The organism is Micromonospora sp. NRRL B-16802 (assembly GCF_001279555.1).
GTDB classification, from domain to species: domain Bacteria; phylum Actinomycetota; class Actinomycetes; order Mycobacteriales; family Micromonosporaceae; genus Micromonospora; species Micromonospora profundi.
Window position 1 is genome coordinate 244,478 of the sequence record NZ_LGEB01000086.1, and the last position, 22,677, is coordinate 267,154.

At 71.6% G+C, this 22,677-nt stretch carries 24 protein-coding genes; 11 read left to right on the top strand and 13 right to left on the bottom strand.

All coding sequences use genetic code 11. The annotated features are described in order from the left end of the window. Positions 1 to 362: 362 nt before the first annotated feature. Together ADK66_RS24270 and ADK66_RS24275 are read right to left on the bottom strand one after the other, a co-directional pair. Entirely contained in the window at positions 363 to 962 is a 600-nt protein-coding gene (locus ADK66_RS24270; protein WP_369814822.1) for a ClpP family protease, read from the bottom strand. 135 nt (positions 963 to 1,097) lie between these two features. Beyond that, on the bottom strand, positions 1,098 to 1,583 hold the full coding sequence (locus ADK66_RS24275) for a helix-turn-helix domain-containing protein (protein ID WP_053659452.1): 486 nt from the start codon (positions 1,581 to 1,583) through the stop codon (positions 1,098 to 1,100). Between the two features lie 187 nt (positions 1,584 to 1,770). On the opposite strand from ADK66_RS24275, the gene ADK66_RS24280 reads away from it, so the two are divergent. Continuing rightward, complete coding sequence (locus ADK66_RS24280) at positions 1,771 to 2,784, top strand: TrkA family potassium uptake protein (RefSeq protein WP_053659128.1); 1,014 nt, start codon at positions 1,771 to 1,773, stop codon at positions 2,782 to 2,784. Between the two features lie 9 nt (positions 2,785 to 2,793). Here the strand turns inward: ADK66_RS24280 and ADK66_RS24285 are convergent, their stop codons facing one another. Further along, positions 2,794 to 3,273, bottom strand: a complete 480-nt coding sequence (locus tag ADK66_RS24285) for a MarR family winged helix-turn-helix transcriptional regulator (protein ID WP_167945986.1) — start codon at positions 3,271 to 3,273, stop codon at positions 2,794 to 2,796. A gap of 82 nt (positions 3,274 to 3,355) precedes the next feature. Between ADK66_RS24285 and ADK66_RS24290 the strand changes: the two genes are divergently transcribed. After that, positions 3,356 to 4,000, top strand: coding sequence for an FMN-dependent NADH-azoreductase (locus ADK66_RS24290; protein ID WP_053659131.1), 645 nt, complete (start codon positions 3,356 to 3,358; stop codon positions 3,998 to 4,000). 57 nt (positions 4,001 to 4,057) lie between these two features. On the opposite strand, the gene ADK66_RS24295 is transcribed toward ADK66_RS24290, so the two are convergent. From ADK66_RS24295 to ADK66_RS24305, 3 genes are all read right to left on the bottom strand, one after another. Beyond that, positions 4,058 to 5,092, bottom strand: coding sequence for a 2-oxoacid:ferredoxin oxidoreductase subunit beta (locus tag ADK66_RS24295; RefSeq protein WP_053659133.1), 1,035 nt, complete (start codon positions 5,090 to 5,092; stop codon positions 4,058 to 4,060). Continuing rightward, positions 5,085 to 6,932, bottom strand: a complete 1,848-nt coding sequence (locus ADK66_RS24300; protein WP_053659135.1) for a 2-oxoacid:acceptor oxidoreductase subunit alpha — start codon at positions 6,930 to 6,932, stop codon at positions 5,085 to 5,087. The genes ADK66_RS24295 and ADK66_RS24300 overlap by 8 nt, the downstream gene beginning before the upstream one ends. A 368-nt stretch (positions 6,933 to 7,300) precedes the next feature. Next, on the bottom strand, positions 7,301 to 8,737 hold the full coding sequence (locus ADK66_RS24305; RefSeq protein WP_053659137.1) for a hypothetical protein: 1,437 nt from the start codon (positions 8,735 to 8,737) through the stop codon (positions 7,301 to 7,303). Between the two features lie 128 nt (positions 8,738 to 8,865). Here ADK66_RS24305 and ndhC point away from each other — a divergent pair, with 128 nt between their 5' ends. Next, the gene (gene ndhC / locus ADK66_RS24310) at positions 8,866 to 9,243 is read left to right on the top strand and encodes an NADH-quinone oxidoreductase subunit A (protein ID WP_053659139.1); all 378 of its coding nucleotides are present in this window, start codon (positions 8,866 to 8,868) and stop codon (positions 9,241 to 9,243) included. Between the two features lie 70 nt (positions 9,244 to 9,313). On the opposite strand, the gene folP is transcribed toward ndhC, so the two are convergent. Beyond that, positions 9,314 to 10,183: a dihydropteroate synthase gene (gene folP, locus ADK66_RS24315; RefSeq protein WP_053659142.1), complete on the bottom strand. Its 870-nt coding sequence runs from the start codon at positions 10,181 to 10,183 to the stop codon at positions 9,314 to 9,316. Positions 10,184 to 10,333: 150 nt separating this feature from the next. Between folP and ADK66_RS24320 the strand changes: the two genes are divergently transcribed. Genes ADK66_RS24320 through ADK66_RS24335 form a run of 4 tightly spaced genes read left to right on the top strand, consistent with a single transcriptional unit; the run spans position 10,334 to position 12,820 of the window. Continuing rightward, positions 10,334 to 11,050 (top strand): DivIVA domain-containing protein, encoded by a 717-nt coding sequence (locus ADK66_RS24320; RefSeq protein WP_053659144.1) that lies wholly within the window; start codon positions 10,334 to 10,336, stop codon positions 11,048 to 11,050. Then, positions 11,047 to 11,544 (top strand): SRPBCC family protein, encoded by a 498-nt coding sequence (locus tag ADK66_RS24325; RefSeq protein ID WP_053659146.1) that lies wholly within the window; start codon positions 11,047 to 11,049, stop codon positions 11,542 to 11,544. The genes ADK66_RS24320 and ADK66_RS24325 overlap by 4 nt, the downstream gene beginning before the upstream one ends. Positions 11,545 to 11,601: 57 nt before the next feature. Next, the gene (locus ADK66_RS24330; protein WP_053659148.1) at positions 11,602 to 12,183 is read left to right on the top strand and encodes a DNA-3-methyladenine glycosylase I; all 582 of its coding nucleotides are present in this window, start codon (positions 11,602 to 11,604) and stop codon (positions 12,181 to 12,183) included. A gap of 13 nt (positions 12,184 to 12,196) precedes the next feature. Continuing rightward, positions 12,197 to 12,820 carry a hypothetical protein gene (locus ADK66_RS24335; RefSeq protein ID WP_053659150.1) on the top strand — a complete coding sequence of 208 codons (624 nt, stop codon included), beginning with the start codon at positions 12,197 to 12,199 and terminating at the stop codon, positions 12,818 to 12,820. A gap of 1 nt (position 12,821) precedes the next feature. Here the strand turns inward: ADK66_RS24335 and ADK66_RS24340 are convergent, their stop codons facing one another. Together ADK66_RS24340 and ADK66_RS24345 are read right to left on the bottom strand one after the other, a co-directional pair. Continuing rightward, the gene (locus ADK66_RS24340) at positions 12,822 to 13,613 is read right to left on the bottom strand and encodes an enoyl-CoA hydratase/isomerase family protein (RefSeq protein ID WP_053659152.1); all 792 of its coding nucleotides are present in this window, start codon (positions 13,611 to 13,613) and stop codon (positions 12,822 to 12,824) included. A 3-nt stretch (positions 13,614 to 13,616) separates the two neighbouring features. Further along, positions 13,617 to 14,435, bottom strand: a complete 819-nt coding sequence (locus ADK66_RS24345) for a PaaX family transcriptional regulator C-terminal domain-containing protein (RefSeq protein WP_053659154.1) — start codon at positions 14,433 to 14,435, stop codon at positions 13,617 to 13,619. A 188-nt stretch (positions 14,436 to 14,623) separates the two neighbouring features. Here ADK66_RS24345 and ADK66_RS30970 point away from each other — a divergent pair, with 188 nt between their 5' ends. Beyond that, entirely contained in the window at positions 14,624 to 14,791 is a 168-nt protein-coding gene (locus tag ADK66_RS30970) for a DUF3117 domain-containing protein (protein WP_007455245.1), read from the top strand. Positions 14,792 to 14,936: 145 nt separating this feature from the next. Next, complete coding sequence (locus tag ADK66_RS24350) at positions 14,937 to 16,412, top strand: M17 family metallopeptidase (RefSeq protein WP_053659156.1); 1,476 nt, start codon at positions 14,937 to 14,939, stop codon at positions 16,410 to 16,412. A 7-nt stretch (positions 16,413 to 16,419) separates the two neighbouring features. Here ADK66_RS24350 and ADK66_RS24355 read toward each other — a convergent pair whose 3' ends face one another. Beyond that, positions 16,420 to 17,007 carry an O-methyltransferase gene (locus tag ADK66_RS24355; RefSeq protein WP_053659157.1) on the bottom strand — a complete coding sequence of 196 codons (588 nt, stop codon included), beginning with the start codon at positions 17,005 to 17,007 and terminating at the stop codon, positions 16,420 to 16,422. A 281-nt stretch (positions 17,008 to 17,288) separates the two neighbouring features. On the opposite strand from ADK66_RS24355, the gene ADK66_RS24360 reads away from it, so the two are divergent. Beyond that, on the top strand, positions 17,289 to 18,710 hold the full coding sequence (locus tag ADK66_RS24360; protein ID WP_082377648.1) for a S1C family serine protease: 1,422 nt from the start codon (positions 17,289 to 17,291) through the stop codon (positions 18,708 to 18,710). A gap of 76 nt (positions 18,711 to 18,786) precedes the next feature. Continuing rightward, a complete protein-coding gene (locus tag ADK66_RS24365) occupies positions 18,787 to 19,215 on the top strand; it encodes a preprotein translocase subunit TatB (RefSeq protein WP_053659158.1) in 429 nt (142 codons plus the stop codon). A 302-nt stretch (positions 19,216 to 19,517) separates the two neighbouring features. Here ADK66_RS24365 and ADK66_RS24370 read toward each other — a convergent pair whose 3' ends face one another. The 3 genes from ADK66_RS24370 to ADK66_RS24380 all read right to left on the bottom strand — a co-directional run bounded on the left by ADK66_RS24370 (position 19,518) and on the right by ADK66_RS24380 (position 22,671). Then, the gene (locus tag ADK66_RS24370; RefSeq protein ID WP_053659160.1) at positions 19,518 to 20,666 is read right to left on the bottom strand and encodes an Mrp/NBP35 family ATP-binding protein; all 1,149 of its coding nucleotides are present in this window, start codon (positions 20,664 to 20,666) and stop codon (positions 19,518 to 19,520) included. A 75-nt stretch (positions 20,667 to 20,741) separates the two neighbouring features. Then, a complete protein-coding gene (locus ADK66_RS24375; RefSeq protein ID WP_053659162.1) occupies positions 20,742 to 21,392 on the bottom strand; it encodes a DUF1003 domain-containing protein in 651 nt (216 codons plus the stop codon). Continuing rightward, positions 21,385 to 22,671 carry a magnesium transporter MgtE N-terminal domain-containing protein gene (locus tag ADK66_RS24380; protein ID WP_053659456.1) on the bottom strand — a complete coding sequence of 429 codons (1,287 nt, stop codon included), beginning with the start codon at positions 22,669 to 22,671 and terminating at the stop codon, positions 21,385 to 21,387. Before ADK66_RS24380 ends, ADK66_RS24375 begins: the two co-directional genes overlap by 8 nt. Positions 22,672 to 22,677 lie beyond the last annotated feature (6 nt).

The window sequence follows — 22,677 nt, forward strand, 5'->3', positions numbered from 1 at the left end:
TGCCACAGGATTTTCGCGGGTCCGGCGCCTGAGGTGTCGTGGCTGCGGGATCGCGGGCCGGATCGGCGGTGCCTCTCGCATTCGTGTTCGTGCGTGTAACGGGAATTTGCGGAAATGCGCTGCGGCTCGATGGCAGGCCCCATTCCCGCCGCTGGGAATAGGGTCGTCGGTATCGAGGGCCCGGCGGCGAAGGCCTGTCAGTAGCTGTTGGACGCGGATCGAGGGGGTCGCGTCCGGCATCGGCGACGCTCACCGTCGTACCTTCCGGGTTGGGTGCCAGGCCCGCGTTGACCTGCCGTGACCGGTGCGGGTTGCTTGTCGCGGTGGCGGCCGGCGGGACCATCGCCGGCCGCCACCGCGAGTCAGAGCGCCGACATCTGATCAGCTCTGGTGATCACCTGGTCGATGAGGCCGTACTCGCGGGCCTGAGCGGCAGTGAACCAGCGGTCCCGGTCCCAGTCGCGTTGGATGTCGTCGAGGGGCCGTCCACTGTGCTGGGCGATCAGCTCCTGCATGGTCCGCTTCACGTGCAGCATGTTCTCCGCCTGGATGGTGATGTCCGAGGCGGTGCCACCCATCCCGCCGGACGGCTGGTGCATCATGATCCGCGAGTGTGGCAGCGCGTACCGTTTGCCGGCCGCGCCCGCGCAGAGCAGGAACTGCCCCATCGAGCCGGCGAAACCAAGCGCCAGCGTGGCGACGTCGTTGCGGACGTAGCGCATCGTGTCGTAAACGGCCATCCCGGCACTCACCGACCCGCCCGGCGAGTTGATGTAGAGGAAGATGTCCCGGTCGGCGTCCTCGGCGGCGAGCAGCAGGATCTGCGCGCAGACCCGGTTGGCCGACTCCTCGGTCACCTCGGTGCCGAGGAAGATGATCCGCTCCCGCAGCAGCCGCTCGAACACCTGATCACCGAAGGACGGTTGCGCACCGTCCAGCATTCGCACGCCGTACCCCATCATTGGCCGCCGCCTTTCGCCGCTGCCGGCGGGCGGCGGGACCGCCCGGTGGACCGGCCCCTCCAGCGTGCGACCGGGCACCGTCGTGGCCCAGGGATTCTGCCGCCGGCAGATGCGCCGACGGCAGAACGACGCGGCCTACGCGACGGTCAGCCGCCGCGAGCCAGCCCCGGCGCACGCCCAACCCAACCGAGCGGGGGTACGCGGGCCGGGGCGCAAGCCGCCAGCGGAGGCGGTCGGCCCGACACGCAGGGTCGGCCCGTTCGCCCCGGGCCCGTGCTCCACGATCGGCCTGCCCGTCCGCACTGTGTGCTGGCCTGCGGCGCGTCGGGCCACCTCGACGCGGCCCTGGCGCGTCAGCGCGGCCCGTGGTGCGGTCGGGATGCGCGGCTCGACCCGGCGCAGGTCGTCGCGGGCCTGCTCCAGCAGGTCGGACAAGCGGATGCCGAGCGCTCGGCAGATCGCCGCGAGCACCTCGGAGGAGGCTTCCTTGCGGCCCCGCTCGACCTCGGACAGGTAGGGCACCGAGACGCCGGCGGACGCGGCCACCTCGCGCAGCGTGCGGCCCTGGCTCTGGCGTAGGCGGCGGAGCACCCCGCCAATCACTCGTCGCAGCAACGACATGCCGGCCTCACTTCCGCGGTCGTCGTCGGGGAACAGACCCCATTCTGCCCGTCCGCGGCCGTCTCGACCGCCCCGTGCGGGTTCGTCGAGCGCGCCCGGTTGCGCGCTGCGCAGCCGGGGCGTGCGGATCACGACATAACCGCTATGTTGTGGTCGTGCAGGCGACGGTGGTGGAGCAGGTTCGACGGTGATCCATTTTCCCGCTCAGCGGCGGGGCCCGCTCAGTGCGCTGAGCCTGCGGCTCGCTGCCGCCCTGGGCCTCGTCTTCGCCGTGGTCGCCGCCGTCTATCTGGACCGGGACGGCTACCGCGACATCAACGAGGACGGCCTCACCCTGCTCGACTCGTTCTACTACGCGGTCGTGTCGCTCTCCACCACCGGCTACGGCGACATCACGCCGGCGTCGCCGTCGGCCCGGCTGGTCAACGTCCTCTTCATCACCCCGGCCCGAGTGCTCTTCCTGATCATCCTGGTCGGCACCACTCTGGAAGTCCTGACCGAGCAGTACCGGACCGGCCGTCGCCTGTCGCGGTGGAGGAGAACCGTGAAGGACCACGTCATCATCTGCGGCTACGGCACCAAGGGCCGCAGCGCGGTCAACGCCCTGATGGAGAACGGGCTGGACCGGTCGAGGATCGTGGTGGTGGAGCGCAACGGCGCCGCCCTGCGGCAGGCCACCTCCGCCGGGTTGGTGGCCATCGAGGGGTCGGCCACCCGCTCGTCGGTGCTCAACGAGGCGCACGTCCGCAACGCGAAGGCAGTGATCATCGCGACCGACAGCGATGACGCCTCCGTGCTCGTGGCGCTTACCGTACGGCAGCTCACCGCCGGTCAGGTCCGGATCATCGCGGCGGCCCGGGAGGCGGAGAACGCCCCGCTGCTCAAGCAGAGCGGCGCCCACCATGTGATCGTCTCCTCGGCGACCGCGGGCCGGCTGCTCGGCCTGTCCACCTCGGCGCCGCCGCTTATCGACGTGGTGGAGGATCTGCTAACCCCGGGCCAGGGCATGGCGCTGGCGATGCGCTCGGCGGAGCGGAGCGAGGTGGGCCGCTCGCCGCGCGAGCTGGAGTCGTTGGTGATCGCCCTGGTGCGCCGGGGCAAGGTGGTGAGCCTGGCCGACCAGGCGGGCGCCGTGATCGAGACCGGCGACATGCTTGTGCACGTGCGCGACGATCGCCCTCAGGCCAGCACCACGGCCTGACCGCCGCCGTCAGCAGGCGTCGAGGTCTCTCTGGAGCGTTTCGGTGCAGATGGCCGACGAGGTGTTGGCGGCTCGCCGGAGCAACTCGTAGAGCGTCTTCCGCTCGGCGGGATCCAGTGCTCCCAGCACCTCGTCCTCGGCGCTCGCCAGGGCGCATTCCGCCTCGTTGAGGCGTTTCATCCCATCCTCGGTGAGGTCGACGACGTGCCGGCGGCGGTCCTCGGGTGAGCGGCGTCGCTCGACCAGGTGCTCGGCTTCGAGATCGTTGAGCAGCCCGACGATGTTCGTGCTGTCCATCGCGAGGATGGTGGCCAGTGCCTGCTGACTGGTGCCGCCGCCGTCGCGCAACACGGTGAGCGCGACGAGGTGCCGGGGGCGCAGGCCCAACGGTGCCAGCACCGACTCCGACCGCAGCCGCATCCGCCGGGCCAGATGGTCCAGCAGGGCACCCGAACGGTGCTCTGCGGGATCAAGGGGCGGGGCGGACATGTGAGCCAGTCTACCGACATGAGGGAGCATCGACCTGCTATAAATGGTTGACGTAACACAGACGATCCTTGAAAGGGAAGCCATGCATCTGTTGCATATCGATTCGAGCATTCAGGGTGAACGCTCGATCAGCCGGCGGCTCACCGCCCGTGCCGCCGCCGTCTGGCGTGCGGCTCACCCGGACGGAACGCTGACCTACCGCGATATTGGGGCCGAGCCGCTGCCACACCTGGACCCGGTGGCCTTCCAGGCCCAGACCACGCCGCCGGACCAGCACACCCCGGCGCAGCGCGAAATCTGGGAGATCAGCCAGCGACTTGTCGACGAGGTGAAGCAGGCCGACGTCGTGCTGCTCGGGCTGCCGCTCTACAACTACGGCGCACCAAGCAGCGTCAAGGCATGGGTCGACCACTTGACCGTGGCCGGCCTGTCCTACGACCTGGCGACCGGGCAGAGCCTGCTCGGCGACCACGATTTCATCGTGCTGGCCAGCCGGGGCGGCGGCTACGGCGAGGGCACCCCGCGCAACGGTTGGGACCACGCCGAGCCCTGGCTCCCGCACGGCCTGTCCCTGACCGGCATGAAGCCGCGCTTCATCACCACCGAGCTGTGCCTGGCCCCCGTGGTCCCCGCCTTGGCCGAGCTGATCCCGCTGCACGAGGCGAGCCTCGCGGCGGCCGAGAAGGAGATCGACAACCTCTGGGCGCCCGCCTCCGCCCAGCGCTGACCACAACGAAACGGCCGCCCCGCTTCCGGGGACGGCCGTTTCGTTGTGCCGTACGGGTCAGACGATCGTCCAGGTGTCGCCGCTGCCCAGCAGGCCGGCGAGCTGCTGCTCGGGAGTCTCGGTGACCTTCGCCTTCGCGGCTGCCAACTGGTCCTGCACGACGCTGTCGTAGGACGGCCGGGCCACGGAACGGAACACACCGATCGGGGTGTTGCGCAGGTCCAGAGCGGGCAGCCGGGACAGGGCGAAGGCGTACGCCGGGTCGGTGACCGTCGCGTCGTGCACGACGATCTCCTCCGGGCGGACCGAGCTGGTCTCCCGGACCTCCAGGCCGAAAGCGCCCGGCGGGTGCACCACGCAGAACCGCCCGTCGGCGCCGAACGTGATCGGCTGCCCGTGCTCCAGGCGGATCAGGTAGTCGTCCCGGGTGGAGGGGTCCTTGAGCTGGTCGAACGCGCCATCGTTGAAGATGTTGCAGTTCTGGTAGATCTCCACGAAGGCCGAACCCTCGTGCTCGGCGGCGGCCCGCAGCACCGACTGCAGGTGCTTGCGGTCGGAGTCGATGGTCCGACCCACGAAGCTGGCCTCCGCGCCGAGGGCGAGCGAGAGCGGGTTGAACGGGGCGTCCGCCGAACCGGCAGGGGTCGACTTGGTGATCTTGCCGACCTCGGAGGTGGGCGAGTACTGACCCTTCGTCAGACCGTAGATCCGGTTGTTGAACAGCAGGATCTTGAGGTTGACGTTGCGCCGCAGCGCGTGGATCAGGTGGTTGCCGCCGATGGAGAGCGCGTCGCCGTCGCCGGTGACCACCCAGACCGACAGGTCCGGACGGGACACCGACAGGCCGGTCGCGATCGCCGGCGCGCGGCCGTGGATCGAGTGCATCCCGTACGTGTTCATGTAGTACGGGAAGCGCGACGAGCAGCCGATACCGGAGACGAAGACGGTCCGCTCCCGGGGGATGTTCAGTTCCGGCATGAACTGCTGGATGGCCGCCAGGATCGCGTAGTCACCGCAGCCGGGGCACCAGCGCACCTCCTGGTCGGACTTGAAGTCCTTCGCGGTGAGCTTGAGGGCGACGGGCTCAGACATTCTTCAGGACCTCTTCCAGCGTCGTCTCCAGCTCGTTGGCCGTGAACGGCAGGCCGCGGACCTGGTTGTAGCTGATGGCGTCGACCAGGTAGCGGGCCCGGATGACGTGGGCGAGCTGGCCCAGGTTCATCTCCGGGATGACCACCCGGTCGTAGGAGCGCAGCACCTCGCCGAGGTTGGCAGGCATCGGAGCCAGGTGCCGCAGGTGCGCCTGGGCGATGGACAGGCCGCGCTGGCGGACGCCACGGCACGCCGCCCCGATCGGCCCGTACGTCGAGCCCCAGCCGAGCACCAGCACCCGGGCGTCGCCGTCCGGGTCCTCCACCTCGATGTCCGGCACCGGGATCGTCTCGATCCGGGCCGCTCGGGTACGCACCATGAAGTCGTGGTTCGCCGGGTCGTACGAGATGTCGCCGGTCTTGTCGGCCTTCTCCAGACCGCCGATCCGGTGCTCCAGCCCCGCCGTGCCGGGAATGGCCCACGGCCGGGCCAGGGTCTCCGGGTCACGCAGGTAGGGCAGGAAGGTGGTGCCGTCGTCGCCGTTGGGCTTTGTGGCGAACTCGACCCGCAGGTCGGGCAGCGACTCCACGTCGGGCAGCAGCCACGGCTCCGAGCCGTTGGCGACGTAGTTGTCCGACAGCAGGATCACCGGGGTGCGGTAGGTGAGCGCGATCCGTGCCGCCTCCAGCGCGGCGAAGAAGCAGTCCGACGGTGACCGGGGCGCGATCACCGCGACGGGTGCCTCGCCGTGCCGGCCGTACAGCGCCATGTTGAGGTCGGCCTGCTCGGTCTTGGTGGGCATACCTGTCGACGGGCCGGCGCGCTGCACGTCCACGATCACCAGCGGCAGCTCCAGGGCCACGGCCAGGGAGATCGTCTCGCTCTTGAGCGCCACACCCGGGCCGCTGGTGGTGGTCACGCCGAGCGACCCACCGTACGACGCGCCCAGCGCCGCCCCGACCGCGGCGATCTCGTCCTCGGCCTGCATGGTGAGCACGCCGAAGCGCTTGTGCTTGCTCAGCTCGTGCAGGATGTCCGACGCCGGCGTGATCGGGTACGCGCCGAGGAAGACGGGCAGCCCGGAGCGGACCCCGGCGGCGACCAGACCCAGCGAGAGCGCGGCGTTGCCGGTGATGTTGCGGTAGGTGCCCGGCTGCATCTTCGCCGGCTTGACTTCGTAGCGGACCGCGAAGTCCTCGGTGGTCTCGCCGAAGTTCCAGCCGGCCCGGAACGCGGCCACGTTCGCGGCGACCAGTTCGGGCCGGGACGCGAACTTGCGCTCCAGGAAGCGCATCGTCGACTCGTAGGGCCGGGAGTACATCCAGGAGAGCAGGCCGAGGGCGAACATGTTCTTCGACCGCTCGGCGTCCTTCTTGGGCACCGCCAGGTCGGCGAGCGCGCCGACGGTCATGGAGGTCAGCGCCACCGGGTGCACGACGTAGCCGGCCAGCGAGTCGTCGTCGAGCGGGCTGCTCTGGTAGCCGACCTTGGCCAGGTTGCGCTTGGTGAACTCGTCGGTGTTGACGATGATGTCCGCGCCGCGCGGCAGGTCGGCCAGGTTGGCCTTGAGCGCCGCCGGGTTCATCGCCACCAGCACGTTCGGCGCGTCACCCGGGGTGAGGATGTCGTAGTCGGCGAAGTGCACCTGGAAGCTGGACACGCCGGGCAGGGTGCCGGCGGGTGCCCGGATCTCGGCGGGGAAGTTGGGCAGCGTGGATATGTCGTTGCCCAGCTGCGCCGTTTCGGAGGTGAACCGGTCGCCGGTCAACTGCATGCCGTCGCCCGAGTCACCGGCGAACCGGATGACCACCCGGTCGAGTTGACGGATCTGCTTGGTCACTGTGCCACCTTCGTTCGCGACTGCGGAGCTCGCAGAACCGGCTCGTTCCTCGCACTCACGCCTGCACCTCGCTTCGCTGCGCGCGGTCGCGCGTGCGGCTGAACATGATGGTGGCCTCGCCTTGCCCGGTCACGGGACCTCCTTGACGCAACGCTGAACCGCACCGCCCGGGCGGGCTCGGTCCGCTGTCGTTCCTCACCGAGAGCCTACGTCCAACGCGCCCTCGGGCCTTCCTGTAGATAGGCCAACTGGGACCGGATCGGGGGATGAAATGAGCTGATTCATGTGCTTTCGCACCGCCCGCCGTAATTCAGATCACCAGACGAGGCGCCCCGGCCGGACGTCGCTTCGGGGTCGTCGCTGATCGATCAGTCGACGGACTCGGCGGCGGGCCCGGACGCCGGCTCGCTGAACCGCCGACGCAGGGAGGTGGTGGCCAGCACGAGGGCCAGCACCACCAGCAGCGCGGAGACCGCCACCAGAAGAGCCGCGGTGCGCTGCACCGAGGTCATCTTTGTGTCGTCCCCGGCGGCGCCCGCCGGGAGTACGCCCTGGGAGCCGGTCGGCGCGGGAGGCGACACCACGGGTGTGGCCAGCGCGGCAGCGGCGGTGATGCGGAAGCTCATCTGCACCCGACGGGTCGGACCGCTGCGCGGGTCGAGCTGACCGATCGCCGCCCCCGACAGCGGCGCGTTTCTCTGCGCCTGCGGCGTCGCCTCCACCGGCAGCCGCACTTCGCCGGTCTCGCCCGCGGGCAGCGGCCCCACGTCACACCTGGTGCGGCCCGCGTCGGCCGCCGCGCAGCCGGCCGGTGGGTTCGGCACACTCACCCCGGCCGGCAGGACCACCTCGACCAAGCCGGCGGCGTCCACCTTGCCGGTGTTGCCCAGCCGGACCACGAGGGAACTCGCCCCGCCGCTGATGTCGAACGCCACCTCGTCGGCCGACAGCGCGATTCCAGGCACCGGCGGGCCGGGCGGAAAGAGCACCGCGAAGCCCTGGTCGTCGGTCGCCTCTCCGGGCACGTCCGGAGCGTCCCCGATGACCCGCACGGAGCCGCTGAGCGGCATGCGCTCCCAGGCGGTGCCGGCGACCCGCAACCGGAGCACACTGCTGAACCGGACGCCCGCCTCGACGGTCCAGGCTCCACAGCGGTACGCGTCGCCCGCGCTGACGCACCCCTTCGTGCCGGCGTCGGTCACACCGGGCGGCAGGGTGTACGAGAGTCGGACCCGCTGCGTGGCGGTGCCGGTGTTTGCCACCGTCACCCGCAGCGTGGTGGTCGTGCTGGCCGCGTTCCAGTACGCCCCGGGCAGGACGACGTCCTCGGTGGTGACCTGCACGCCGAGCGGGCTCGGTGGCGCTGCCGGGGTGTCGCCCGGCGCCGACGGCCGTACCGGGGGCACCGGCGGGCCGGCCGTCTCGGGCCGGGTGGTGCCTCCCGGCACGGGAGCCGTGGTCGCTGCGGGCGGAGGTACGTCGGGTGCTGTGGTCTGCGGTGCCGGCGGCGTCGTCATCGGCGGCGGCGCCGTCGTCTCCGGGGCCGGGATGACCGGGCTGGGGGCGCCGCTCGGCTCCTCGGTCGGGGTGGGTTCCTCCGCCGGGCTGGTCTCCGGAGCCGGCCCGGGTTCGGCGGTCGGGTCGGTGACGGCGGCGACCGGCAGCACGGCAGGTGTCGCCGCGCCGGCCCACGCCGGTGCCAAGGCCAGCGCCGCGAGCAGGCCGACCGCGAGAGAGGTCGCCAGCAGGGGAAGGGGACGCCGTCCCGCAGCCCGTTGCCTGGGCGAAACCTTCACGCGGGCCATCTGACCTCCGGTGTCATGGGTGGAAGTCCAATATTCGGTAACAGTTGCCCTGGTGCACTAGTCCCAGCTGGAAACAAATCCGTAACGTGTTTGGGACGTGCCTTCCGGCCGAGCGGTAGGCTCCCGGCGTGACCGGTTACCTCGGCTCGTACGCGACGCTCGGTCTCCTGCTGCTCGTCAGCGTCCTGTTCTTCGTAACGGCGTTCTCGGCCAACCGAGTGTTACGTCCGGCTCGTCCCGCCGACCCGATCGGCAAGCGGGCCACCTACGAATGTGGGCTCGACCCGGTCGGCGCGGACTGGGCGCAGATGCAGATCCGCTACTACGTGTACGCCTATCTGTACGTGCTGTTCGCGGTCGAGGCGGTGTTCCTCTTCCCGTGGGCGGTGGTCTTCGACCGGCCGGGCTTCGGCCTCGTGACGGTGGTGGAGATGGCGGTGTTCGTGGCGGTGCTCGCGCTCGGCATCCTCTACGCCTGGCGTAGGAACATCCTGCGCTGGACCTGACCGCCACGACCTCCGGCGATCGTGTCGGTCCGCCGGCCGGTAACGGTCGGTCGCTCCAACGACCGGACAGTCAGGCCAGGCCCCGGCGGGTCGCCGTGGGTGGCCGGTCGCCACGAATCGACGCCACCATGTCCAGCACCCGGCGGGTCGGGCCGACCTGGTGGGCCCGGAACACACGGGCACCCAGCCAGGCGGAGAGCGCCGTGGCGGCGAGCGTGCCCTCCAACCGCTCGGCCACCGGCAGGTCCAACGTCTCGCCGATGAAGTCCTTGTTGGAGAGCGCCACGAGCACCGGCCAGCCGGTATCTGTCAACTCGCCGAGCCGACGGGTGATCTCCAGGGAGTGCCTGGTGTTCTTGCCGAAGTCGTGGGCCGGGTCGATGAGGATGCCGTCGGGGCGTACCCCTGCGGCCACCGCACTGTCGGCGAGCCCGGTCACCGTCGCGACCACGTCGGCCACGACGTCGTCGAACGCGGCCCGGTGCGGCCGGGTCCGGGGGACCAGCCCTCCGGCGTGCGAACAGACCAGCCCGGCGCCGGTGGCCGCCGCCACCCGGGCCAGCGCCGGGTCGGCACCCGACCAGGTGTCGTTGAGCAGGTCCGCGCCGGCCGCGACAGCCTCCGTCGCCACCTCGGCACGCCAGGTGTCGATGGAGATCACCACCTCCGGGAACGCGGCCCGTACGGCGGCGATGGTGTCCACCGTGCGTCGGATCTCCTCGGCGACGTCCACCTCGGCACCGGGGCCGGCCTTCACTCCACCGATGTCGATGATCTCCGCACCTTCGTGCACCGCCCGCTCGACCGCACGCAACGCGCTGTCGGCGGCGAACGTGGCGCCACGGTCGTAGAACGAGTCGGGAGTGCGGTTGACGATGGCCATCACGACCAGCTCACCGGGCCTGAACGTCCGCCCGCCCAGCCGAAGTGCCCCGGCCATGCCGCCTCCTGAGGGTCCGCACCGCCGCCGCCGCGCCGGCCGCTCCCGACGCTAGCCGGTCGATCGACAGGTACGCGGAGCGGGCGTGGACGTCGATCGTGATCGGGGTGTGGGGTCGCTCCGGGCCGAAGCTCGTGCCACGATCAGTGCATGGGTCAGCTTCTGCTCCTCCTGGTTGTCGCGTTGACCGTCGCGGCGGTGGTGTTCGGCGTGACGGTGCTGATCAGCGGCCGCGATCCCGGCCTGGTGCCGGCCGAGCCGGATTCGCAGGCCGTGCCCCTGCCGGGCACCCGGCCGCTGCGCGAATCCGATGTGGGTGCGGTTCGCTTCGACACCGCGCTGCGGGGGTATCGAATGGCCCAGGTCGATCAGGCGCTGCGCCGTGCCGCCTACGACATCGGCTACAAGTCGGAGCTGATCGGCGTACTGGAGTCGGAGGTCATCGCGTTGCGTGAGGGGCGCACCGACGACGCGGACGTGCTGCGCCAGGCCCGCGAGCAGGCCGCCGCGGCGGTGCCGGGCGCTGCCGACGCGGGCGTCGAAGTGCCGCCGGCCGGCTCGACCGACGCGAGCCCGTTGCCGGATGCCACCTCCTCGCCGGACGCCACCTCCTCGCCGGCGGACGCCGACGGCGCGGCCCCGGCCGCCGGTGTGACCCCGGCCAACGACGTGTCCCCGTCGAACGACATGACCCGGACCGACGACGTGACCCCGCCGAACGACGTGACCCGGACCGGCGACGCGACCCCGGGCGACGACGCGGCACCGGCCGGCAACGCCGCACCAGCCGACGGTGAGCCGGCTGACGTCGACGCGGCCGACAGTGCCGCACAGCGCGGGCCGGCGGTCCGGTCGGAGTCGGCGTGACCGACCCGCAGGGCGCCAGCGATCTCGGGGACGTCGCTCAACCCGGTGCCGGCGAGGTGACCGCCACCGTGATCGTCGACGCACCTGCGGAGCGGGTCTTCGCCGCGCTGCTCGCCTGGGAACGACAGTCCGACTGGATTCCGTTCACCCGCGTACGGGTGGTCGAGGGCGACGGGCGGGAGGGCAGCCGGATCGAGGCGGTCACCGCCCTCGGCCCGGCCGTGCTGCGCGACGAGATGCGGGTCGTCCGGGTCGACGAGCCGTACGAGATCGGTGTGGTGCACTGCGGCCAACTGCTGCGGGGTCCCGGCGTGCTGCGCTGCACCCAGCTGGATCGGGCGCGTACCCAGGTGGTCTGGCACGAGTGGTTCCACCTGCCCGGCGGCCGGGCCGGCCGGCTGGCCTGGCCGGTGCTCTGGCCCGGCTCCAAGGTCGGCCTCACGCAGGCGCTGAAGAGGTTCGGCAGGCTTGTCGAGCAGGGCCGGCTGCCCTGACCACGCCGGCCGTCCGGCGGCGGTGGGCTGTCGGTGTGATGGCCTAGCGTGTACTGAGTGACTGACCTGCTGATCGGTGCCGACGGGCTGGCCCGCTGCGCCTGGGGGGCCAGCACCCCCGACTACGCCGTCTACCACGACACCGAGTGGGGACGGCCGCTGCACGGCGACGACGCGCTCTACGAGCGGATGACGCTTGAGGCGTTCCAGTCCGGCCTGTCCTGGCTGACCATCCTGCGCAAGCGTCCGGCGTTCCGGCTCGCCTTCGACGAGTTCCGGATCCCGACCGTCGCGGAGTACGGCGACGGCGACGTGACGCGGCTGCTCGCCGACGCCGGCATCGTCCGCAACCGGGCCAAGATCGAAGCGGCGATCGCCAACGCCCGCGCCGCGCTGGAATTGCCCGACGGGCTGTCCGCGCTGCTCTGGTCCTTCGCGCCGCCGCCCCGGCCGAGCCGCCCTGCCTCGTTCGCCGGGGTGCCGCCGATCACCCCCGAGTCGACGGCAATGGCCAAGGCGCTCAAGAAGCGCGGCTTCCGGTTCGTCGGGCCGACCACCGCGTACGCGCTCATGCAGGCAACGGGGATGGTCGACGATCACATCGTCGGCTGTCACGTCCCGCCCGCGACGGCGTCGTGATGGGATGGCAGGCATGACCACCGAGACCGCGCACCGGGCCGGCGGGACCGGCCACGCCGACGGGCCTGGCACGTGGGCCGTTCTGCTGCCCGCCGAGCGTTACGAGGCCGAGCGTCTCGTGCACCACGACACGCTGGAGTTGACGGGGCTCACCGACGTCGGTCAGCCGCGCCCGGGCGACCAGGTGGCGGTGCTCGCAGACGAGCCACCCCGACTGGTCGCCCTCGGCAGGGTCACCACGCCGTCGCTGCGGCACCGGGAGGACCCGGACGACCCGCAGTCCCCGGTCGAGCCCGGGACGCTCGTCGTGGCGTACACCCGGCGGGCCTTCGACGAGCCGGTGCCGGCCGACCTGTTGACTGTCGACGGGCCGCTCACCGCGCTCGCCCCGGCGGCCTTCCGGGCGCTCGCCGACCAGCTCGGTCCACCTCCGGCGCGGCGCACCTGGCTGGTGAGCCTGGACCTGCCGATCGAAGCGGGCACGCCAGCCGAGGCGGTCCGGCTGTTCTGGGCCTACGTGCAGGAGTTGGGGCCGCGTGAGCTGCCCGCGTTCGTGTCGCCGTCCGGGGACGAGCTGGCCATGCAGGCGTTCGTGCTGGGTGCGGAGGCCAACCAGGATCCGGAGGAGGACGACTAGCTCAGCGGCCCTCGAAGACCGGCTTCTGCTTGGCCACGAACGCCTCGGTGGCCGCCCTGTGGTCCGCAGTGGCGCCGCAGATCGCCTGCGCCTGCGCCTCCGCCGCCAGGGCGTCGGCGAGGGTTCCGGCGTCGGCGATGGAGAGCTGCCGCTTGATCGCCCCGTACGCGACTGTGGGGCCGGCGGCGAGCCGTGTGGCCAGCTCCTGCGCGGCCGGCAGCACCTGCTCGTCGTCGTCCGTCAGCCGGGTGATCAGCCCCAGCCGGCAGGCCTCCTCGGCACGGACCGGCTCGGCCAGCATCAGCAGCTCCACGGCCTTGGCGTGGCCGACCAGCCGGGGCAGCGTCCAGGACGCTCCGGTGTCGGCGGCGAGACCGACCTTGGCGAAGGCCATCAGGAAGCTGGTACCCGGCCCGCCGACCCGGATGTCGGCGAGGAAGGCCAGCGACGCGCCCGCACCGGCGGCCATCCCACGGACCGCTGCCACCACCGGCTTGGGCAGGTTGGCCAGCCGGGCGGCGATCGGGTTGTAGTGCGCCCGAACCGTGTCCAGCGGCGGGGCGGACGAGTTGTCCAGCGTCGCCACGTGCTCGCGCAGGTCCTGGCCGGCGCTGAACGCCCCACCCGCCCCGGTCAGCACGACCGCCCGGCAGGACCTGTCGGTCTCCAACTCGGCAAGCGTGTCCCGCAGCGCCTCCTTGAGCGCCAGGTCCAGCGCGTTCATCGCGTGCGGCCGGTTCAGGGTGAGGGTGACGACGGCGTCGGTCCGGTCGACGAGCAACGGCTCGGTCACTGTCTAACGACCCTTCTGTCGGACGATGCGGCTGCTGGCGTCGAGGCACTGCTCGACGTACCGGTCGGCGGCCGGACGCAGGCGTGCCGCGTGCCGGTCGAAGAAGCTGGCCGCGGCGGTGCCGGGCCAACGCTCGGGCAGCAGCGCCGGCGGCAGCTGCGGGTCCCGGAACAGGAAGGTACGCCACGCGTGCACGAGCCGGAACCGGGCCGCGTACGCCTCCTCGTCGCTGCTGCGCACGGTGACAGTGGCGAGCAGGGGGCGTTGGTCGGCGACGAACTGTTCGTAGGCCTGGCCGATCTCCGCAAGGTTCCAGGCGCGGCGGACCACACCCATCGCCCCCGGGGTGCCGGCGAAGTGTGCGGCGGTGAACCGCTCGAACCGGATGCCCGCCTCGGCGAGCAGCAGGTCGACGTCCTCGGCGGGCCGGGTGGCCACCCAGGTCTGCTCGTCGAGGGTGCCGTAGCCGAGGAAGCTGAGGTTCGAGGCGAGGCGTTGCCGGTCCCGTCGGGAGCCCGGGGCCTCCAGGACGAGCAGATCGAATCGCCCGTCCCAGGTGACCCGGCCCGTCCGGTAGATCCGGGCCGCCGCCTCGTCGAGTCGCCGAGCAGCTTTTGGTGTGATCGAATATCCCGGTCCGGAGGCCAGCCGGAGCGGGTCGAGCCAGCCTTGACGCACCATCCGGGACACGGCGGTGCGAACGGCGGGCGGCGCGATTCCCAACGGTGCCAGTAGCTTGACCAGGGCGGCAACGGGTGCGCGGCCACCTCTCGGTCGGAGGTGGTCGCCGTACAGGTCGAAGAGTGCCGACCGTGCCTGCATGACCGCACATTGTGACAGGCCTTCTCAAGATAAGCTAGATGCTGTTACATCAATGCTGCTCCGGTTTGGGTCCGGCGGTGTTCATCAGGGAAAATCGTTGGTCGACACCCCCGCGACGGTTGCGGGTGGCGTGAGAAGTGGCTGTGGGGCAACCCACCGACCCTGGTGTAGGTCTGAGGGGAGACAACATGGCGGCGATGAAGCCGCGGACGGGCGACGGTCCGCTGGAAGTCACCAAGGAGGGCCGGGGCATCGTCATGCGGGTCCCGCTGGAAGGCGGTGGCCGGCTCGTTGTCGAGATGACTCCCGACGAGGCCAACGCGCTCGGTGACGCGCTGAAGGCAGCCGCCGGCTGAGTGAGGAGCGACCCGGGCGGCGTACGTCGTCCGGACCGTTCCTTGACCCTGAGCCACCGGCAGTGCCGGTGGCTCAGGGTCTTCATCCGTGCGATCGGCGGGCCCGGCTCCCGCTCCACGACACTTCCTGGAGGTACGGTTCCGCGTGCTCGACATCTGCCCGATCGCCGAGCCCGACCGGCTCGACGTCCTCGTCCTGCCCGTCCGTCCCTCCGATGAGGCACCGGGCGGCGATGCCTCGGCGACACCGGCGCCCACCGCCGTGGCGCCTCCGGACGGCACCGCCGAGGAGGCCGCCGCGCTGGTGCCGGCCGCCCGGCTCAGTGGCCGGGCCGGCGAGATCCGCACCCAGTTGCGTCCGGGTCGCAGCCCTGGCCGACTGTTCCTGCTCGGAATCGGTGACGGCAGCGAGTCGGCGTGGCGGTCCGCGGGTGCGGCACTGGCCCGGTCCGCCTCAGATGAGACGCACATCACTATCGCGCTGCCGACCGACAGCGGCCCCGAAGCGGTTCGCGGGCTGACCGAGGGCCTGCTGCTGGCCTCGTACCGGTTCCGGCTCGCCCAGACCGACAACGCGCCCGCGCTCAGCTCTGTCGACCTGCTGGTCGCCGACCCGACCGCCCACGAGGCCACCGTCGCCACGGCCCGGACCACCGCCGCCATGACGCGCCTCGCCCGCGACCTCACCAACACCCCCTCGTCGCAGAAGACCCCGCAGTGGTTCGCCGACCAAGTGATCTCCGCCACAGCTGATCTGCCCGACCTTCGCCTCCGGGTCCGTGGCCCGGACGAGCTGGCAGCCGAGGGCTTCGGCGGGATCCTCGCAGTGGGCGGCGGCTCGGCCAGCGCTCCGCGACTGCTCGAGTTGGACTGGCACCCGGCCGACGCGCGTACCCACGTGGTGTTGATCGGCAAGGGCATCACGTTCGACACCGGCGGCATCTCGATCAAGCCGGTTCCGGCGATGAAACTGATGCGCAAGGACATGGCCGGCGCTGCCGCCGTCGTCGCGGCCACCCTCGGCGCTGCGGCGCTGCGTCTGCCGGTCCGGGTCACCACGCTGACCCCGCTCGCCGAGAACATGCTCAGCGGCTCCGCGTTCCGCCCGGGCGACGTCATCCGGCACTACGGCGGCACGACGAGCGAGACGACCAACTCCGACGCCGAGGGCCGCCTGGTCCTCGCCGACGCGCTGGCGTACGCGGTGCGGCAGCTCAAGCCCGACCTGCTGATCGACCTGGCCACCCTTACCGGTGCCAACGCCGTCGCGCTGGGCAAGCGCACCGCCGCCCTGTACAGCGAGAACGACGCCCTGGCCGCCGACGTCCTCGCCGCGGTCCAGGCCGCCGGCGAGGCGGCCTGGCGGATGCCGCTGAACAACGACTACGTCGAGTACCTGGGCAGCGAGATCGCGGACCTCTACAGCGCGCCCACCCAGGGCGCCGGATCGGTGCTCGCCGCGCTCTACCTGCGGGAGTTCGCAGGCGAGATGCGGGACCGCTGGCTGCACCTGGACATGTCGGCACCGTCCTGGGCCGACGGCGACCACGCGGAACTCACCCGGGGGGCGACCGGCTGGGGCGTACGCTCGCTGCTGCGCTGGCTGGCCAGCATCGACTGACCGCGGGTCAGCACTTCACGGCGGCGAGCACCCCGTGCCCGACCGGGAGCAGCGCGGGGATCCAGTGCTCCGACTCCCGGACCGCCTTGATCGTCTCGCGGACCGTCACCGTCTCCGCGTCCCGGGCGGCCGGGTCGGCGATCCGGCCACCGGCCAGCATGCCGTTGAGTGCCAGTACGCCCCCGGGACGCAGCAGCCGCAGCGCTGCCTCGACACAGGCGTGGAATCCGGTCGCCTCGGCGTCCACGAAGACGAGGTCGTACGCCCCGTCGGCGAGCCGGGGCAGGACGTCCAGCGCGCGACCCGTGATGATTCGGGTACGGCCCGCGGCGAAGCCCGCCTCGGTGAAGATCCGGCGGGCGATCCGCTGGTGCTCCACCTCCAGGTCGATGGTGGTGAGCACACCGTCGGCACGCATGCCGCGCAGCAGCCAGACACCGCTCACCCCGGTGCCGGTGCCGATCTCCACCACCGCGCGGGCGTTGCCGGCCGCAGCCAGCAGCCGCAGCGCCGCGCCCGCGCCGGGCGTGACCGCCTCGAGGCCCACCTCGTGAGCCAGGCTGCGGGCGGTACGCAGGACGAGATCCTCGGTCACGTACGACTCGGCGAACTGCTGAGCCTGGGCCGTCGAACTGCCGGAACCGGCGACCGTGGCGATGGGGCACCTCCGGGCGGTGCGTGGTGCGGGGGCGGGTTGGCACTGTGAGCGTAGAGGCGACCGCCGAGAGGCGCAGCCGCGCCTCCGTCCCTTTCGATCACCGGCGGCAACCGCTGACTGCACCGCGCGCATCCGTGCAATCCTGGAAGCGGTATTCCGTGAGCCTCGACCGCGCCGAGCCGTGGCCGGGCGCCGCCGCCACGGGATCCGGGGACGGACTGGGAGGCACCGACGTGACCGACGGCTGGGATTGGCGCCGGGGCGGTGAAACTCCGGCTCCGGCGCGACCGCCCGGGGCAGGAGTCCCGTCGGCGGGGCCGCCGGCCAGGCCGGGGAGCGGCTACACGCCTCCGGCAGGGCCACCGCCAGGAGCCTCACGGCCCGGTGTGCCGTACGCCGGGCCGGCGCCGCCCGCGGGCGGCTCCGGCGCGACCGGCGCCTCGCCCTGGTGGTCCGACGCCCTCGGCGACCCGTGGCGCGACCCGGCGGCACCGGCTGCCGTGGTGGTGCCCGGGGTGGTCGCCGCCGGCACCGAGCCCGAGCCGGTCATCGACCCGGACGCGCCCGGCCGGCCGTCGCTGCGCCACCTGCTGCTCATCCCGGTGATCACCGCGCTGCTGGCCGGAACCCTGGGTGGCGCGCTGGGCTACGCGTTCGCGGTTCGCGGCGGTGCCGGCGGCGGCACGGTGCTCGGCGCCGAGCCGGTGGATCCGCCAGCGCTTGCCCAGCGCAAGCCGGAGTCACTGGCCGGGGTCGCCGGCCGGGTCCTGCCCAGCGTGGTCACCGTGCGGGTGAGCAGCCTCGGCGGGACCAGCGAGGGCTCGGGCTTCATCGCCAGCGCCGACGGGCACGTGATCACCAACGATCACGTGGTGGCCGGCGGCAGCGGCAAAGCCTCGGTGGTCTTCAACGACGGCTCGACCGCTCCGGCGACTGTCATCGGTCAGGACCCGGAGTCGGACATCGCGGTGATCAAGGTCAACCGGACCGGGCTACGGCCTGTGGAGTTCGGCGACTCCGAAGGGCTGGCCGTCGGTGACCCGGTGCTCGCCATCGGCTCACCGCTCTCGCTGGCCAACACGGTCACCGCAGGCATCGTGAGCGCCCTGGACCGGACGATGCAGGCTGGAGAGCCGGGCGGCCCGGTGCGCTACTACGCGGCCATCCAGACCGACGCCGCTGTCAACCACGGCAACTCCGGCGGGCCGCTTGTCGACGGCGCCGGGCGGGTGGTCGGGGTCAACTCCACGATCAAGTCGCTGGTCGCCGAGGGGCAGGAGGCCGGCAACATCGGGCTCGCCTTCGCCATCCCGATCAACCAGGCCAAGCGGGTGACCCAGGACATCATCGGCACCGGCAAGGCCCGGCGTACGGTGATCGGCGCCCAGGTCGGTGGCCCGGGCGCGGGAGCCGGCGGGGGCGTACGCCTGGCCGCCGTGGAACCTTCCGGCCCAGCGGCTGATGCCGGGCTGAAGGCCGGCGACGTGATCATGAAGCTCAACGGCCGACCGATGACCGAACCGACGGACCTGATCGCCCTGGTCCGCAAGTTCGCACCCGGCTCGGTGGTGACTGTCGAGTTCCGGCGAGGTGCCGACCGGCAGAACACGTCGGTCACCCTCGCGGCGGACGCCAAGTGAACTGCGGGTCACCCCCTGCCCGAAAGCCGGTTCACGTGCGTAGTCTTGCTGCTGACGGCGAGAGGGGGCCTGCGGAATGTTAGACAACCTGAACTGGTGGGAGATCGGTGCGCTGCTGCTCCTGGCGCTGTTGATCTTCGGGGACCGGTTGCCCAACGTGATCAACGATGGTCTGCGGATGGTCCGCAATCTGCGCAACATGGCCCGCAACGCCACGGGCGACCTCAGCAGGGAGTTGGGCACCGACATCCAGCTCGAGGATCTGCACCCGAAGGCCTTCATCCGCAAGCACCTCCTCAGCGAGGAGGACGAGGCGGCGATCCGCAAGCCGTTGCAGGGCGTCTACGACGATCTGCGCGCCGACGTCAACGGCGTGCACAACGAGCTGAAGGACGTGGCCAACGCCGCGGACCTCCGGTCGAACGGCTCCCGGCCGACCACCAGCACCGCCACCAGCGCCTCACCGGCACCGGCCCCGCGGGCCAGCTACGACGACGCCACCTGACCCGCCCTGCGGGCACGCTCAGGCATAGCGCTAGCGCTCGGACCGTGCGGCGGCACTCGGGCCTGTGTCAGCCTCGCTCAGGCTCAGGCTCCATCCCTTGGGCCCTTGCCTGTAGCCCCGGCCCCTGGCCTCGCTCAGCTCGGTGACCCCGGATCACACCGCCCGTGCTGCCCTTCGGAGCTGGATCGCCGACGTCCTCCCGGCCGGGGCCGGGAGATCCGTGCGACATCAGCTCCAAAGGGCAGCACGGGCTGCGCGTGTCAGGGCAAGCTCCGCCCGCGCCGGCTGCCGGTTGCGACCGCTCAGCGGCCGGCGGGCTTGAGGCCGAGGGGCTTGCCGAGCAGCGACTCACGGCGCAGCGCGAGCCGGTCGGCGATCGTGCCGAGCGCCTGGGCGGCCGGGGAATCCGGCTCGGCCAGCACGATCGGGTTGCCGGCGTCGCCGGCCTCGCGGACGCGGGTGTCCAGCGGGATCTGCCCGAGCAGCGGCACCTGCGCGCCGATCGTCCGGCTCAGCGACTCGGCGACGGCCGTACCGCCGCCGGAGCCGAAGATCTCCATGCGGGAGCCGTCCGGCAGTTCGAGCCAGGACATGTTCTCGATGACGCCGACCACCCGCTGGTGGGTCTGCAGGGCGATCGCACCGGCCCGCTCCGCGACCTCGGCGGCTGCGGTCTGCGGGGTGGTGACCAGCAGGATCTCCGAGTTGGGCAGCAGTTGGGCCAGCGAGATGGCCACGTCGCCGGTGCCCGGGGGCAGGTCGAGCAGGAGTACGTCGAGGTCGCCCCAGTAGACGTCGGCCAAAAACTGCTGCAACGCCCGGTGCAGCATCGGGCCACGCCACACCACAGCCGCGTTGCCCGAGGTGAACATGCCGATCGAGATCACCTTCACGCCGTGCGACTGCGGCGGCATGATCATGTCTTCGACGCGGGTCGGTCGACCGTCCGCGCCGAGCATCCGGGGCACCGAGTGACCGTAGATGTCGGCGTCGACCACGCCGACGGAGAGCCCACGGGCGGCGAGCGCCGCCGCCAGGTTGACAGTCACGCTGGACTTGCCGACACCGCCCTTGCCGCTGGCCACCGCGTACACACGGGTGCGGGAGCCCGGCTGGGCGAACGGGATGACCGGCTCCTCGCTGGCGCCGCCGCCGCGCAGCTGCGCCTGCAACGACTGCCGCTGCTCGGGGCTCATCACACCGAAGTCGATCTCCACGCCGGTGACACCGGGCACCGCGGCCACGGCGGCGGTGATGTCCGTACGCAGCTTGTCCTTGAGCGGGCAGCCGGCGACGGTGAGCAGCAGCTCGACCCGTACGACGCCGTCGGCGCCGATCGTGGCGGAGCGGACCATGCCCAGATCGGTGATGGGCCGGCGGATCTCCGGGTCGTTGACGGTGGCCAGGGCGGCCTGGATCGCGTCCTCGACGGTGCTGACGGGTGCTGACATGCCCGCAATGCTACGTCGCGGGGCATCCGCTCCGACCGTTGACCGGGACCGGTGTGAGCCAATCGATCCGGCTCATCAGCCGTCCTGGCCGCGGGGGCCGGTGCCGTCCGAGCGGGCGCTCCGGGAGAAGTCGCCGTCCAGGTCGTCGCGCGGCTCGTCAAGCGCTCCGCCGTCGGTCGCCCGCTGGGTGCGCTTCTCCTGCCGGCTGTCCCGCTCCTGCTGGCGGCGCTCCAGCCGCTGCCGCCGCTGCCCCGCCTCGTCCAGCTCCTCGGCCAGTCGGGTCAGTTCGGAGCGGAGGAAGTCGCGGGTGGCCACCTCGCCCAACGCGATCCGCAGGGCGGCGATCTCCCGTGCCAGGTACTCGGTGTCCGCCTTCTGCGCCGTGGCGCGCCGCCGGTCCTCCTCCAACGCCACCCGGTCGCGATCCGCCTGCCGGTTCTGCGCCAGCAGGATCAGCGGCGCCGCGTAGCTGGCCTGCAACGACAGCACCAGCGTGAGGAACGTGAAGGTGTACGGGTCGAAACGCATCTCGGCCGGGGCGAGAGTGTTCCAGCCGAACCAGATGGCGATCACCACAGTCATGACGACCAGGAAGTTCGCGGTGCCCATGCCCCGGGCGATGCCCTCCGACCAGCGGCCGAACGCCTCCGCGTCGAATCGGGGCAGCTTGATTCCCCGGGGCTCGCGCGGCTGGTCGAGACGCTCCGTACGCCGCTGCTCAGCCATCAGCGCCGTCCAGCACCGCGTCGGTGGTGCCCGCGGCACCGAGGACACCCCGGTCCCGCCAGTCCCGGGGCAACGAGTGGTCCAGTACGTCGTCGACCGTCACGGCACCGACCAGCCGGTTGTTCCTGTCGATCACGGGCATGGCGACCAGATCGTAGGTGGCCATCCGGCGGGTGATCTCTGGCAACGGCGTGGTGGGGCGCAGCGGGTCGATGTCGTTGACCACCACCTTGCCCAGCAGATCGGCAGGCGATTCACGCAGTAACGCCTGGAAGTGCACCATGCCCAGGTACCGCCCGGTCGGGGTGTTCTGCGGCGCCCGGGTCACGAAGACCTGCGCGGCGACGGCGGGGGAGAGCTGCGGCTCCCGGATCCGGGCCAACGCCTCGGCGACTGTCGCGTCCGGCGGCAGGATGACCGGCTCGGACGTCATCACGCTGCCCGCCGTGCCGGGGGTGTAGTTGAGCAACTGCCGCACCGGGTCGGCCTCGTCCGGCTCCATGAGGTCCAGCAGCACGTCCTGTTCCGGCGGCGGCAGTTCGTTGAGCAGGTCCGCAGCGTCGTCCGGGTCCATCTCCTCCAACACGTCAGCGGCCCGCTCCCGGTCCAGCGCGGCGAGGATCTCCACCTGGTCGTGTTCGGGCAGCTCACTGAGCACGTCGGCCAGCCGCTCGTCGTTCAGCGCCGCAGCGACCTCGTTGCGCCGCGTGTCGGGCAGGTCCTGGAGGGCGTTGGCAAGGTCCGCCGGGCGCATGTCCTCCAGGACGGCGAGCAGATTCGCCGTACCCCGGTTGTCGGCGATGCCGCTGAGCCCGCGCACGCGGTCCCACTCGACCTGGTGCAGATGGCCCCGCCGGGTGATCCGGCCGGTCTGCTCGCGGACCGCGACGCGGGTGAGTGACCACTCGCCGCCGCGAGCGCACTCCATGGCGACGTCCACCACGGTGCCGGGCTGGCCGCCGGGTTCGAGCTGCACCCGCCGGTCCAGGAGTTCCTGGAGCACAAGCAGCTCGTTCAGGCGCTTCTCGAAGCGCCGCAGGTTGAGGGTGCCGGAGCCGAGCACGACAGCGTCCGCGTCGATCGAGGTGATCCGGTTGATGGACAGGAAGATCCTCCGGCGCATCGGCATCTCGGCGACCAGACCCACGACCTCCGGCGGACGGCCGGTCGCCCGCAGCCGGGCCACCGCGTCACGGACACGGCCCACCTGGTCACCGTTTGGATCGAAAACGGCCACTCCGGCGAGGCGGGCGATGTAGATCCGGGTCGGCGTGCTCACGGGCAC